General features: G+C 49.3%; 13 protein-coding genes. 7 read left to right on the top strand and 6 right to left on the bottom strand.

Annotation, left to right across the window (positions count from 1 at the left end; genetic code table 11):
• The first annotated feature begins 25 nt into the window (after positions 1-25).
• Genes hisD through hisIE form a run of 7 tightly spaced genes read left to right on the top strand, consistent with a single transcriptional unit; the run spans position 26 to position 6,130 of the window.
• Complete coding sequence (hisD, locus tag GO007_RS14340; protein ID WP_095100930.1) at positions 26-1,330, top strand: histidinol dehydrogenase; 1,305 nt, start codon at positions 26-28, stop codon at positions 1,328-1,330.
• Positions 1,327-2,388 (top strand): histidinol-phosphate transaminase, encoded by a 1,062-nt coding sequence (gene hisC, locus GO007_RS14335; protein ID WP_095100929.1) that lies wholly within the window; start codon positions 1,327-1,329, stop codon positions 2,386-2,388. The genes hisD and hisC overlap by 4 nt, the downstream gene beginning before the upstream one ends.
• Entirely contained in the window at positions 2,385-3,452 is a 1,068-nt protein-coding gene (gene hisB / locus GO007_RS14330; protein WP_095100928.1) for a bifunctional histidinol-phosphatase/imidazoleglycerol-phosphate dehydratase HisB, read from the top strand. The genes hisC and hisB overlap by 4 nt, the downstream gene beginning before the upstream one ends.
• The gene (gene hisH / locus GO007_RS14325; RefSeq protein ID WP_095100927.1) at positions 3,452-4,042 is read left to right on the top strand and encodes an imidazole glycerol phosphate synthase subunit HisH; all 591 of its coding nucleotides are present in this window, start codon (positions 3,452-3,454) and stop codon (positions 4,040-4,042) included. Before hisB ends, hisH begins: the two co-directional genes overlap by 1 nt.
• Positions 4,042-4,779, top strand: a complete 738-nt coding sequence (hisA, locus tag GO007_RS14320; protein ID WP_095100926.1) for a 1-(5-phosphoribosyl)-5-[(5-phosphoribosylamino)methylideneamino]imidazole-4-carboxamide isomerase — start codon at positions 4,042-4,044, stop codon at positions 4,777-4,779. The genes hisH and hisA overlap by 1 nt, the downstream gene beginning before the upstream one ends.
• A complete protein-coding gene (hisF, locus tag GO007_RS14315; protein ID WP_095100925.1) occupies positions 4,761-5,537 on the top strand; it encodes an imidazole glycerol phosphate synthase subunit HisF in 777 nt (258 codons plus the stop codon). The genes hisA and hisF overlap by 19 nt, the downstream gene beginning before the upstream one ends.
• The gene (gene hisIE, locus GO007_RS14310) at positions 5,531-6,130 is read left to right on the top strand and encodes a bifunctional phosphoribosyl-AMP cyclohydrolase/phosphoribosyl-ATP diphosphatase HisIE (protein WP_095100924.1); all 600 of its coding nucleotides are present in this window, start codon (positions 5,531-5,533) and stop codon (positions 6,128-6,130) included. The genes hisF and hisIE overlap by 7 nt, the downstream gene beginning before the upstream one ends.
• Positions 6,131-6,199: 69 nt before the next feature.
• Here the strand turns inward: hisIE and GO007_RS14305 are convergent, their stop codons facing one another.
• The 6 genes from GO007_RS14305 to rfbC are packed head-to-tail and all read right to left on the bottom strand — an operon-like array spanning position 6,200 to position 14,186.
• Complete coding sequence (locus GO007_RS14305) at positions 6,200-7,060, bottom strand: glycosyltransferase (protein WP_095100923.1); 861 nt, start codon at positions 7,058-7,060, stop codon at positions 6,200-6,202.
• Positions 7,026-7,916, bottom strand: coding sequence for a glycosyltransferase family 2 protein (locus tag GO007_RS14300; protein ID WP_189339867.1), 891 nt, complete (start codon positions 7,914-7,916; stop codon positions 7,026-7,028). Before GO007_RS14300 ends, GO007_RS14305 begins: the two co-directional genes overlap by 35 nt.
• Positions 7,917-7,947: 31 nt before the next feature.
• Positions 7,948-11,493, bottom strand: coding sequence for a glycosyltransferase (locus tag GO007_RS14295; RefSeq protein ID WP_095100922.1), 3,546 nt, complete (start codon positions 11,491-11,493; stop codon positions 7,948-7,950).
• Positions 11,490-12,836, bottom strand: a complete 1,347-nt coding sequence (locus tag GO007_RS14290) for an ABC transporter ATP-binding protein (RefSeq protein WP_095100921.1) — start codon at positions 12,834-12,836, stop codon at positions 11,490-11,492. Before GO007_RS14290 ends, GO007_RS14295 begins: the two co-directional genes overlap by 4 nt.
• A complete protein-coding gene (locus GO007_RS14285) occupies positions 12,826-13,644 on the bottom strand; it encodes an ABC transporter permease (RefSeq protein WP_095100920.1) in 819 nt (272 codons plus the stop codon). Before GO007_RS14285 ends, GO007_RS14290 begins: the two co-directional genes overlap by 11 nt.
• The gene (gene rfbC, locus GO007_RS14280; protein ID WP_095100919.1) at positions 13,641-14,186 is read right to left on the bottom strand and encodes a dTDP-4-dehydrorhamnose 3,5-epimerase; all 546 of its coding nucleotides are present in this window, start codon (positions 14,184-14,186) and stop codon (positions 13,641-13,643) included. The genes GO007_RS14285 and rfbC overlap by 4 nt, the downstream gene beginning before the upstream one ends.
• Positions 14,187-14,193: the final 7 nt, after the last annotated feature.

The following is a 14,193-nucleotide window of genomic DNA, read 5'->3' as shown; positions in this document are numbered from 1 at the left end:
CAAAGAGTAAACAGGGGAAACTATCATGAGCTTCAACACAATCATCGACTGGAATAGCTGTAGCGCCGAACAACAGCAACAATTATTAATGCGCCCGGCGATTTCCGCTTCCGACAGCATCACGCGTACCGTTGCTGAGATCCTTGATAACGTCAAACAAAACGGCGACGCGGCGCTGCGCGAGTACAGCGCAAAGTTTGATAAGACCGACGTCAAGGCGCTGAAGGTCAGCGACGAGGAGATTGCCGCCGCCGGCGAGCGCCTGAGCGACGAGCTCAAGCAGGCTATGGCGGTTGCGGTACGCAATATCGAAACCTTCCACAACGCCCAGCAGCTTCCGGGCGTGGACGTTGAAACGCTGCCGGGCGTGCGCTGCCAGCAGGTCACCCGCCCCATCGCCTCCGTCGGCCTCTATATTCCCGGCGGCTCCGCCCCGCTGTTCTCTACCGTATTAATGCTGGCGACGCCGGCGCGCATCGCCGGCTGTCAGCAGGTGGTTCTGTGCTCGCCGCCGCCCATCGCCGATGAAATTCTCTATGCCGCCCAGCTGTGCGGCGTGCGTAACGTCTTTAACGTCGGCGGCGCTCAGGCGATTGCGGCGCTGGCCTTTGGCAGCGAATCGATTGCCAAAGTGGACAAAATCTTTGGCCCGGGTAACGCCTTCGTGACCGAGGCTAAACGTCAGGTCAGCCAGCGTCTCGACGGCGCGGCGATCGATATGCCCGCCGGCCCGTCCGAAGTATTGGTGATTGCCGACAGCGGCGCGACGCCGGACTTCGTGGCGTCAGACCTGCTGTCACAGGCCGAGCACGGCCCGGATTCGCAGGTTATTCTGCTGACCCCGGATGCCGAAATGGGCCGCCGCGTAGCGCAGGCCGTTGAGCGCCAGCTGGCGGAGCTGCCGCGGGCGGAAACCGCTCGCGAGGCGCTCTCAGCCAGCCGCATCATCGTGGCGCGCGACCTCGCGCAGTGCGTGGAGATCTCCAACCAGTACGGCCCGGAGCACCTGATTATTCAAACCCGCAGGGCGCGCGAGCTGGTCGACAGCATCACCAGCGCCGGGTCGGTGTTCCTCGGCGACTGGTCGCCCGAGTCGGCGGGCGATTACGCCTCCGGCACCAACCACGTGCTGCCGACCTACGGCTATACCGCCACCTGTTCCAGCCTCGGCCTGGCGGATTTCCAGAAGCGCATGACGGTGCAGGAGCTGTCGCGCGAAGGCTTTTCCGCCCTGGCGTCAACGATTGAAATTCTCGCCGCCGCCGAGCGCCTGACCGCCCACAAAAATGCCGTTACGCTGCGCGTTGCAGCGCTTAAGGAGCAAGCATGAGCATCGAAGATTTAGCCCGCGCTAACGTCCGTGACCTGACGCCATACCAGTCTGCTCGCCGCCTGGGCGGTAAAGGCGACGTCTGGCTCAACGCCAACGAATTCCCGACCGCCGTTGAATTCCAGCTAACTCAGCAAACGCTGAACCGCTACCCGGAAGGCCAGCCGAAAGCGGTGATTGCGAACTACGCGCAGTATGCCGGGGTTAAGCCCGAGCAGGTTCTGGTGAGCCGCGGCGCCGATGAAGGCATTGAGCTGGTGATCCGCGCCTTCTGCGAGCCGGGAGAGGACGCGGTGCTCTACTGCCCGCCAACCTACGGCATGTACGGCGTCAGTACCGAAACCTTCGGCGTGGATCGCCGGACGGTGCCGAGCCTGAGCGACTGGCAGCTCGATCTCCCCGGCATCGCCGCCAATCTCGACGGCGTGAAGGTGGTCTTTGTCTGCAGCCCCAACAACCCGACCGGGCAGGTGATTAACCCCGACGATATGCGCGCGCTGCTGGAGATGACCCGCGGCAAGGCGATTGTCATCGCCGACGAAGCCTACATCGAGTTCTGCCCGCAGGCGACGCTGGCCGGCTGGCTGAGCGACTACCCGCATCTGGTGGTGCTGCGCACGCTGTCGAAGGCCTTTGCCCTCGCCGGGCTGCGCTGCGGCTTTACGCTGGCTAACGCCGAGGTGATTAGCCTGCTGATGAAGGTCATCGCCCCCTACCCGCTCTCCACGCCGGTCGCCGATATCGCCGCCCAGGCTCTCAACGCCGAGGGTATTGCCGCCATGCGCGCCCGCGTCGCGCAGATCGTAGACGAGCGTGAGTACCTGATTGGCCAGCTGCGCGGCATCGCCTGCATTGAGCAGGTTTTCGATTCCGAGACCAACTACATCCTCGCGCGCATTAAAGCCTCCAGCGCGGTATTTAAATCTTTGTGGGATCAGGGCATTATCTTACGAGACCAGAATAAACAACCCTCATTAAGCGGCTGTTTGCGTATCACTATCGGTACCCGTGCAGAGAGCCAGCGCGTGATTGACGCTTTGACTGCGGAGAATGTATGACCCAGAAGTTTCTCTTTATTGACCGTGACGGTACGCTGATTTCCGAGCCACCGGTTGATTTTCAGGTAGACCGCTTTGAAAAGCTGGCCTTTGAGCCACAGGTGATCCCTGCGCTGCTGAAGCTGCAGCAGGAAGGCTATCGGCTGGTGATGATCACCAATCAGGATGGTCTGGGCACCGACAGCCTGCCTCAGGATGAGTTTGACGGCCCGCACAACCTGATGATGCAGGTATTTGCTTCCCAGGGCGTGAACTTTGAAGAGGTGCTGATTTGTCCGCACCTGCCGACGGAAGGCTGCGACTGCCGCAAGCCGAAAACTCAGCTGGTGCTGCCGTGGCTGGAAGAGGGCGTGCTGGATAGAGCCAACAGCTACGTCATCGGCGATCGCGCCAGCGACATCGAGCTGGCGGAAAATATGGGCATTATCGGCCTGCGCTACGACCGCGAGACCCTCGACTGGCCGACCATTTGCGAGCAGCTTACCCGCCGCGACCGCTATGCCCACGTTGAGCGCATCACCAAAGAAACCCAGGTCGATGTAAAAGTCTGGCTGGATCGCGAAGGCGGCAGCAAAATCCACACCGGCGTCGGCTTTTTCGATCATATGCTCGATCAGATCGCCACCCACGGCGGCTTCCGCCTGGAGATTAACGTCGGCGGCGATCTCTATATTGACGATCACCACACGGTGGAAGATACCGGCCTGGCGCTGGGCGAAGCGCTGAAGCTGGCGCTGGGCGATAAGCGCGGCATCAGCCGCTTTGGCTTTGTGCTGCCGATGGACGAGTGTCTGGCCCGCTGCGCGCTGGATATCTCCGGGCGCCCGCACCTCGAATATAAGGCGGACTTCGCCTATCAGCGCGTCGGCGACCTGAGCACCGAGATGGTTGAACACTTCTTCCGCTCGCTCTCCTACACTATGGCGGTGACTCTGCACCTGAAAACCAAGGGCAAGAACGACCACCATCGCGTCGAGAGCCTGTTTAAAGCCTTTGGCCGCACGCTGCGTCAGGCGATCCGCGTGCAGGGCGACACGCTGCCATCTTCGAAAGGGGTGCTGTAATGAACGTGGTGATCCTCGATACCGGATGCGCCAACCTCAATTCGGTGAAATCGGCGATTCTCCGCCACGGCTATCAGCCGGCGGTGAGCCGCGATCCGGACGTGGTGCTGCGCGCCGACAAGCTGTTTTTACCCGGCGTGGGCACCGCCCAGGCGGCAATGGACCAGCTGCGCGACCGCGAGCTGATTGAGCTGGTTAAGGCCTGCACCCAGCCGGTGCTGGGGATCTGCCTCGGCATGCAGCTGCTTGGCCGGCGCAGCAAAGAGAGCAACGGCGTCGATCTGCTGGGCATTATTGCCGAAGACGTGCCGAAGATGACCGACCACGGGCTGCCGCTGCCGCATATGGGCTGGAACCGCGTGTACCCGAAAGCGGGGAATCGCCTGTTCAGCGGTATCGAGGACGGGGCTTATTTCTATTTCGTCCACAGCTACGCGATGCCGGTCAATCCGCACACCATTGCGCAGTGCAACTACGGCGAGCCGTTCACCGCTGCGGTACAGCAAGATAACTTTTTTGGCGTACAGTTTCACCCGGAGCGCTCGGGCAGCGCCGGCGCCCAGCTGCTGAAAAACTTCCTGGAGATGTGATGATAATTCCGGCTTTAGATTTAATTGACGGTACGGTTGTCCGTCTCCACCAGGGCGATTACGGCCAGCAGCGCGACTACGGCAACGATCCGCTGCCGCGCCTGCAGTCCTACGCCGCCCAGGGCGCGGAAGTGCTGCATCTGGTCGATCTCACCGGCGCGAAAGATCCCGCAAAGCGTCAGATTTCGCTGCTCAAAACCCTGGTTGCCGGCGTTGACGTTCCGGTGCAGGTCGGCGGCGGCGTGCGTACGGAAGAGGATGTCGCGGCCCTGCTGGATGCCGGCGTCGCGCGCGTGGTGGTAGGCTCTACGGCGGTGAAATCGCCGGAGACGGTGAAGGGCTGGTTCAAACGTTTCGGCCCGCAGCATCTGGTGCTGGCGCTCGACGTGCGCATCGATGCCGAAGGTAATAAGCAGGTGGCGGTCAGCGGCTGGCAGGAAAACTCCGGGGTAACCCTTGAGGAGCTGGTGGAAAGCTATCTGCCGGTTGGCCTGCAGCACGTGCTGTGCACCGACATCTCCCGCGACGGCACCTTAGCCGGTTCCAACGTCTCTTTATATGAAGAGGTGTGCGCTCGCTATCCGCAGGTCGCGTTCCAGTCCTCCGGCGGCATCGGCGATCTTAACGATATCGCCGCGCTGCGCGGAACCGGGGTACGCGGGGTCATTGTCGGCCGCGCGCTGCTGGAAGATAAATTCAACGTAACGGAGGCCATTCAATGCTGGCAAAACGGATAATCCCCTGCCTCGACGTTCGCGACGGCCAGGTAGTGAAAGGCGTGCAGTTCCGTAATCATGAAATCATCGGCGACATCGTCCCGCTGGCGAAGCGCTACGCCGATGAAGGCGCGGATGAGCTGGTATTCTACGATATCACCGCCTCCAGCGACGGGCGGGTGGTCGATAAAAGCTGGGTTTCCCGGGTGGCGGAAGTTATCGATATTCCGTTCTGCGTCGCCGGCGGGATTAAATCGCTGGAAGACGCGGCGCAGATCCTCTCTTTTGGCGCAGACAAGATTTCGATTAACTCCCCTGCCCTCGCAGATCCGACGCTGATTACCCGCCTCGCCGATCGTTTCGGCGTGCAGTGTATCGTGGTGGGCATCGATACCTGGTTCGACGCCGATACCGGCAAGTATCATGTTAATCAGTACACCGGCGACGAAGCCCGCACCCGGGTGACCCAGTGGGAAACTATCGACTGGGTAGAGGAAGTGCAGAAGCGCGGGGCCGGAGAGATCGTGCTGAATATGATGAACCAGGACGGCGTGCGTAACGGCTACGATCTTGAGCAGCTGAGTAAAGTCCGCGCCGTGTGCCACGTGCCGCTGATCGCCTCCGGCGGCGCCGGCACCATGGAACACTTCCTTGAAGCCTTCCGCGACGCCAACGTCGACGGCGCATTGGCCGCATCGGTGTTCCACAAACAGATTATTAATATTGGCGAACTGAAAGCGTACCTGGCAGCACAGGGCGTGGAGATTAGGGTATGTTAACTGAACAGCTGGACTGGCAAAAAACCGACGGCATGATGCCGGTCATCGTACAGCACGCTATTTCCGGCGAGGTACTGATGCTTGGCTACATGAATCAGGAAGCGCTGGCGAAGACCGAAGAGAGCGGGAAAGTGACCTTCTGGTCGCGCACCAAACAGCGTCTGTGGACCAAGGGCGAAACCTCCGGCAATTTCCTCAACGTGGTGAGCATCACACCGGATTGCGACAACGATACCCTGCTGGTGCTGGTTAATCCGATTGGCCCAACCTGCCATAAGGGCACGTCCAGCTGCTTCGGCGAAGCGGGACACCAGTGGCTGTTTCTGTATCAGCTGGAGCAGCTGCTGGCCGAGCGGAAGCACGCCGACCCGGAGAGCTCCTATACCGCGAAGCTGTACGCCAGCGGCACCAAGCGCATTGCGCAGAAGGTCGGGGAAGAAGGCGTGGAAACGGCGCTGGCCGCGACGGTGCATGACCAGTTTGAGCTGAAGAACGAAGCGTCGGATCTGATGTATCATCTGCTGGTGCTGCTGCAGGATCAGGAGCTGGATTTGACGGCAGTGATAGAAAATTTGCGCAGTCGGCATAAATAAGAAAAAAGGATGTTGGGGCAACCCCAACATCCTTTAATAAAAAGTTAACAATATACATGGAAAATAAAATTATAAAATCTTCCACCCATGCTTTCTGAAAAACTTCACCATTGATGACGTAAAGAAGAGAATGTGTTTAATTCCTTTTCTCGATACATTTCCGCCATGATGCAGCATCCTAACTTCAGGCACATAGGCCACATCCGTCATTTTACTGGCTCTTAGACTTAAATCAGTGTCTTCAAAATATAAAAAGAAGTCTTTATCAAAGCCCCCTAAAGCAGTCAGCACTGAAGTTCTAAAAAGCATAAAACAACCAGTGACAATTGGCGGATTCCATAGAATGGTTTCAGCCTGCATTTCATCCTTCATGCAATAATATTCTAGCTTCTTTCTGAACATGTCCTGAATAAATTTTGGTGCAAAAGCGCGAATCAACAGAACAGATACATCAGGATATCTTTTACACAGATACTGACGGTCGCCATTTCTCCAATGACACTGTGGTGATAGCAATCCGCAATGTGTGTTTTGCTCCATAAATTCGAATGCAACACGTAAAGAATCAGGTGCAAACTCAATATCAGGATTTAACACCAGATGGTAATCAAAGTCTGAATCGATAGTTAAATTATGAGCGCGACCATACCCTAAATTCTCACCAGTAATAGTGACAGTACAGAATGGATATTGCTTTTCAACCTGTCGATGTATTTCTGTTTTCTCTTTATAACCGTTTTCAATAATCGCAAATTTATAGTTCAAATAGGGTGTTTTTTGTGCTGCGATGAGAAAGGAATCTACTAACGAGAATATATCACCATCGATATAATAAGTAACAATCGAGATTTTAACAGATACTTCTTTGTCCACAACATTATACCCACTGCAGTTATCACTTATATTTCCCGCTGATATTCCTGAAAGCATCAAGAAACCCCTTTGAAATCATTTTTATCTCCAAGCTTTTATTTTCAGCTGAGAGAATAAAAACAGCTAACTTAGCAACTAACTTATAGGCATCCAGAAACTTCCAGTTAACCGGGATATAATTTCTTTTATACAACAATATTGCATTACGCACCTGATAGTAATGACGCACAGGAGCATGGATAGCCACACTGCGATTGAAGACTGCAACCCGGCGCTCTCCTAATGAGTGCGTCATACCAGCATTTAATACGCCGTAGCAGCGTAACCCCTGATGGCGTGCACGTAGTGACCACTCAACATCAACATAGTCAATAAACAGCGAGTCATCCATGCCACCAATTTTTTCAAAAACTTCGACTGGTATTAATGACCCGGAAGCAATTAAATGGTCAACATCGACACATCCGGAGCTATCGGCCTCAAGGTTTTTATTCACCCGAAGCCCCTCTACGCGAATAAAGCGAGAGTGTTTGGCGCCATTGCTATCAATAAATACAGGACCAACAGCAGCAGCATCATCGTGCAGCCGAAGTGCCTGATAAAGTATATCGACCATATTATCGGAAGGTATACTATCTTGATCCATCAAGAGAACATACCTGTAGCCTTGTGCCCTGGCATACTCAATCCCATGGTTCTGAGCAGTCGCAATCCCAACATTGCTACCAATTAAACGGAGGTTCACAGTTGCTGTTTCTTGCTGTAATAGCGCTGAAATCTCAGCGCTATTGTCTGACCCATTATCAACAATCAAAATATCAACACCGCTGCTATCTAATTGTCGAATCTGTGTCTCTAAACGTTCAATTTCAGGATTAAATGTTATCGTAATTGCAAGAATTTCATTACTCACAAGTAATATCCATAAAAGGGCCAAAGGCCCTTTACTTTAAAACATCCAAATAAATTGAAGACAACTCTTCATATTGCTCATCAAAATTTCGAATGTGAGAATGAGGGAGAGTAAGGGGGCTCGAAGAATCTCTCTTCGCAAAATACTCAATCGTTTCTGACACAGCCTTAGATAAATCTTTACTTTCATTATTGAATGGAATCACTAACCCATTCTCGCCAACAATGATATCCTCTGCCGCCCCACCAGCATCACTGGTAATGACCCATACATCACGGATAAGGGCCTCGCGAACGGTCAAACCAAAACTCTCCTTGGATTGTGTTGGATAAAGTAAAACATCAATACCGGCATAAAAATCATCAATTTCAGCTTGAGTAAATGCCGGCACTACCTCGACAGAATTGATACCATCAAGATCGTCCTGACTAAACGATGGGAAACCAAGATTGAGAGTATTATCAACTATGACTAAGCATGCCTGACTCGCCGGAATGCTAGAAAATACCTTCCTGATCAGATGGAAACCTTTAATATTCGTGTTTCCACCCACGTAACCAAACTTCAACGGTTGATGTGGATAACGAACTCGTTCTGATGAAGGAGCAGCGACGCCATTCTTATTCAGACGAACATTGTCATAGCCTTCGCTTTTATACACCTCTGAGGTGAAAAGACTTGGAGAAAGTATTACATCGGCAAGTTTCAATGAACTTCTTTTCTTCATTTGATAATAGTCATCGTTATTATCAAGATGATGACCGCTGTCTAATTTTTTACTCAAGCCTCTGAACTTATGTTTTTCATCAAAACTCAGAATGAATTGATGTTCATATAGCCACCAGTAATCATGGGCGGTAACAACAATAGGGATATTACGCTGATGACAAATGTCAAGCATAGTAACGCCGAGTCCCTGAATCGAGTGAAAATGTACTAAGTCCGGCTTAACCAGATCGAGAACATGTGTAAATTCCGCATCGATGTCATTGTTCACGATCTGCTTTTTCGATGGCAGTACGTCTGGAATAACCATACCGTAGCAGTCTTGCCCATCAAACTCATAGCGGCGCAGTTTATTTAGCTGACCATAATCTTGATTTAACGCCGTGAACACATGAATATCAAACTGTTCAGTTGTATTTAAGCGCTTATTTAGTGCTTCAGCAACAACAGTGGCGCCGCCAAAAGAACGTGGCCCGTAATAACAGTTTACGGATAAAATCTGCTTTTTAGCAGTTTCCACAGGATGATTAAAATCATCAACCAGCGGCATAACCTGATTTTTGGCGATAAATTCCTGGGAGTAGCGTGCCAGTACAGTCTGCTTACCCTGCAGACCAACAGCATGACGTAACTCGGCAGAATCCACTAATTCCTCAATCACTGAAACCCATTGTTCCGTGCTATCACACAAGAACCCATTTTCGCCATGATTAATCACATTTGAAAAATTAGGTCGCGGTGAACAAATACATGGAACACCTAAAATTGAGGCTTCAATATATTTAATATTACTTTTTGAATCATTAAATACATAGTTTTCCAACGGTGCGATGCTGATATCACATTCATTAAGAATTTTCAGGTAATCCGTATACGGACAAAATTCTATTCTTTCTATCTGCGCCTGCACAACATTGTATTCTTTTGGTAACTCTAAAGTTCCAATCAAGCGGAAATGAACATTTTTATGCTTTTTAAGAATCGCCAGGATCGCGTCAGAAGCTTCAAGGAAATCAACGTTATGCGTGCTGGTTCCAGAACCATAGACGATTCGGATGATATTGTCTTCACTACTTTTTCGTGTTTCTGGTAACGAAGAAGCTGTCACCACGGTTTCTGGATCAAGCGCATTTTCAACAACAAACGCATGTTTTACACCGGCAGCGACCATTTCTTCTGCAAGATGAGGCGTTGATGCGATAGCAAATTTACAACGTGACAATGCCGATTTGTATAAATGGGCACCATCCAGTAAACCCTGGAAGACATCTTTATCCAGCTCATTTAAGGTACGACTATTCCTCATCACTTCAGCATCAAAGATAAGGTCATCGACTTCCCAATACGTCGGGAGATTAAGTCTATCGCACTCATCGAAAATACTATGAACGCTATCAAATGCTGGTACGCGATAAAAAATAATTAAGGAATGGCTTTGTAGCGCATCAATGCATGCCTGCCAGTCATGCCAGTTAAGCACTGTTACAGGTATATTGAGATTTTTAAATAATTCAACTTTCTGGTCCACACGATACTTACGACACTGAGGTATTGATAGCTCCGCGATGATCAATACTCGCAGGCTCAATATCTTAGTGGCATCGAGACTAATTGCAGGTAATTCCTTCTGAACGCGTACTGCTTGCATACCCTGGAATGCCGCGACATGCCTGATTCGCTGTATTGCGCCAGAAATACCTTCACGCTTAAATACCGCCATCCCTTTTTTGTAGGTATAAGCAACACCGTGAGTTTTCGTCACATGCGTTATGGTTTTGGCCGCTTTTTTGGCCCGGCGGAGGTTAAGCATGGCTAAGCGTACTGGTTTGGTTATACGCCAGCTGGTCGATTCCCGCAACGCCTGATTATCAAAACTCAGGCGTTGGATGAGATGTTCTTTTTCTTCAAGCGCGGTATTAACTTCTTGAATATGCTGTTCTTGTTTACCTATATGGCTTTGAAGTTCTTTCAGTCTTTTCTGTTGAGCAAGAATCTCTTTAGTCATATTCTGTTCTGCAACAACTAATTTCTGCCATTCCATTTCTGGATGGAGCTGTAATGAACTCCAAAAATTATGAGTCTGCAGCATTGCAGGCATATAAGTACCATTGTGGGCCTTATTACCTTGGACAACTATCTCTTCGTCACCAACAATATGTCGAACACCGAGAAGATTTGACTTTGCTTTACCCTTTTGAATGATGCATAGGGAGTTTATAAAAGTAACTGAATGAATTTCGCTATAGTCAATGGGGCCTAAATGTTCACATTCATAGTGTTCATAGAAAGGTTGTAAGAATTCGTTAGCACTTAACTCAATCCCCCAATGCTCATGGTTTTGCACATCGGCTAATTTTTTAAGAAATGCCATTGAAGAAAATGGGTCATAGAGTCCCCCTTCAAAGCTTTCCCAGTAGCTACAATGTAAATCTTCAACAATATAAATTCCCTCTTCATTAACCAGAGGGAAGTAAAGCAAGAATGATTTAATAATGTCGGATGAATCATGCGAACCATCGTCGATAATCAAATCAAATGATTGTGCAATATACTGAATCCGTTTTTTTACATCTTCAGTTGACGAGTTCCCAATAACAATCTTAATCGCATCGTCATTATATTTTAATTTTTCACAATCATGATTAATATCACAACCAATAATGTTCTCGGCGACTGGGAAATACTTGCGCCATATTTCTAGTGAGCCACCATTTTGTACACCAATTTCTAGAAAATTCTTGACAGACATTCTGGAACTGAAAAGGTACTGGTGGTAAGTATGGAGATAAATATCCCACTTATCTGATGATTTTCCGTTATGCTCATCATAGAGCTCAATTAAATTTTTCATTCTTTTTCCAGTTTCACATCATCAAACTTAATACCGACCAGTCCCCAACGCACATCACTTGAAGAGACATTGATTATCAAAGCATCATGTAGCCAGTGGTGCTGAACATGGCTGTTTATATCACCATTAGCCAATGAGACCATCATCGAATATTCCCCATTGGGCAGCATCGGCAATGTAAACACATATTCAGCGGTCATTTTCTCACCCGCACCTACAGAAAATGCATTTTTATTGGTGAATGGCAATGTGTTCTCTCCGAATAACACCTGGCCCAAACGATCTTTAACCAGAAAACCTAATATCGGTGAGTCGAATTGCTCATTTATAATCGCAGTAATGCATAGTTTGACTTTTTCACCACCTTTGTACAGGTGGTGGGTGCTCCCGGTAGCCACATCACTGAATGACACATCGATAATTTCACCTGCACCGGTTTTCCAACCATTAGCATCTGATAGATTGTTATCAATACCGTATTGAGAGTTATAGTCGAAAGTATCATTAGCAGTCGAATTTTCAGCAATGGCAAGTTGTGATTGTTCAGTAGAAACATCATCTTGTTTATTATTTTTAATATCATCAAGTTTGGTTTCATCACCGTAAACCTCTTGTAAGGTATACTGTAGATACTTTTCTGTAATAGTCTTAGCTTTGCCCGAAGCAATCATTTCACCTTTATGGATCCAGATTGCTTTATCGCATAAATTTATTACTGATTGGGTATCATGACTGACAAACAGTAAAGTGCCATTCTCTTTAAACTTTCTGATGAATCGCATGCATTTCTGGGTGAAAACCGCATCACCAACAGCAAGGGCTTCATCAATAACCAGTATATCAGCATCAACATGGGCGATAACCGCGAAAGCCAGACGGACATACATCCCACTTGAATAGGTTTTTACTGGCTGATCGATATAATCGCCGATGTCAGCAAAAGCCAGAATCTTCTCGTACCTTTGTCTGATTTGTTCATTTGTCAAGCCATATAGAGACGCAGCCATAAAAATATTTTCATGACCAGTAAACTCAGGGTTAAACCCCGCACCAAGCTCTAACAATGCAGCAATACGGCCATTAACCTTCACCGTACCATCTGTGGGTGTTAGTGTTCCGCAAATCATTTGCAGCAAAGTAGATTTGCCCGAGCCATTTCGGCCGATAATGCCAACCGTTTCGCCTTTTTTAAGGGAAAAACTAACATTTTTTAAAGCCCAAAATTCACGGTAAAGCTGTTTACGAGATCGAAAGAACATCTGCATCAAACGATCTTTTGGTGAGTCATAAATTTGATAACACTTACTTAAACCTGTTATCTCAATAATATTATCAGATGACATCTGCAAACCCTTTCCGTGTTTTCTGGAACCAAAGGAATCCAGCCCATGCAATCGCTGCATTAACAATTAACCCAACTAAATACGGTCTAATTTCTGGAACCCGCCCCCAATACATTACATCTCTGGCTTGTTCAATAAATTGAGCCAGTGGATTAAGTAATAACAGTGGCCTTACTGATTCGGGAAGTGCAGATGTCGGGAAAAAGATTGGCGATAAGAACATTAGCACCATTGTGACTATACCAACTATCTGGCTAACATCACGTAAATATACACCTAAAGAACCTAAAAACCAGCTCAGCCCCATAATCATCAAAACTAATGGCAGGAGGATAACCGGTAGCAAAAGGATGGTGATATGAGGCATGCCTACTTCTACAATATAGAAGATAAGCCATACCAGACAACTAATTGAAAAATGGAATAATGCTGCAAATAAATTCACCCAAGATAATATCTCCAATGGAAATATTACCTTTTTCACATAATTCGCATTTGCAAGTATTATAGTCGGCGCCCGATTAATACATTCAGAAAACAAGTTGAATATAATTAACCCTGAAAACAGAACCAATGCAAATGCCGTACGCGACGTGCTCCCCTCACTCCATTTTGCCTGGAATACGACACTAAATACAAATGTGTATACCACAAGCATAAGGACAGGTGTGAAAAATGACCACAGCAACCCTAATACTGAACCGCGGTACCGGCTAATCACTTCACGACGAGTTAATGTGTAAATTAACCGTCGATTAGAAATGAGTGACTTAAATAGCTCCCGGGTTTGATTAACGACAAAACTCATTCATAGACCTCAGCATCAAGGAACAATGCACCGACTTTATCTTTATCGGAAATCAATACATCCTGGTTTGGCCATTGAATGTTTATCGTTGGGTCATTCCAGAGAATACTGCGTTCAGACTGAGGCGTGTAGTAATTGGTCGCTTTATAGACAAACTGCACTCTCTCGCTCAGCGCCATAAATCCGTGCGCAAAGCCTTCCGGGATCCACAGCTGACGCTTGTTTTCCGCGCTCAGCACCACGCCCACCCACTGACCAAACGTCGGCGATGAACGGCGTATGTCAACGGCAACATCGAACACTTCGCCTTCAACGCAGCGCACCAGCTTGCCCTGTGCATGCGGCGCCAGCTGATAGTGCAGCCCGCGCAGCACGCCTTTCTGCGACTGCGAGTGGTTATCCTGTACAAACTCAACCTTGCGACCCACCGCTTCATCAAATACTTTACTACTGAAGCTTTCAAAGAAAAATCCGCGCGCGTCGCCAAAGACTCTCGGCTCGCAGATTAAGACCTCAGGAATGTCAGTTTTAATAATATTCATTTTGTAT

The sequence above is a fragment of the Klebsiella sp. 10-1 genome, assembly GCF_009758445.1.
Lineage (GTDB): Bacteria > Pseudomonadota > Gammaproteobacteria > Enterobacterales > Enterobacteriaceae > Klebsiella > Klebsiella scottii.
This window is presented reverse-complemented; position numbering and strand designations above follow the sequence as displayed.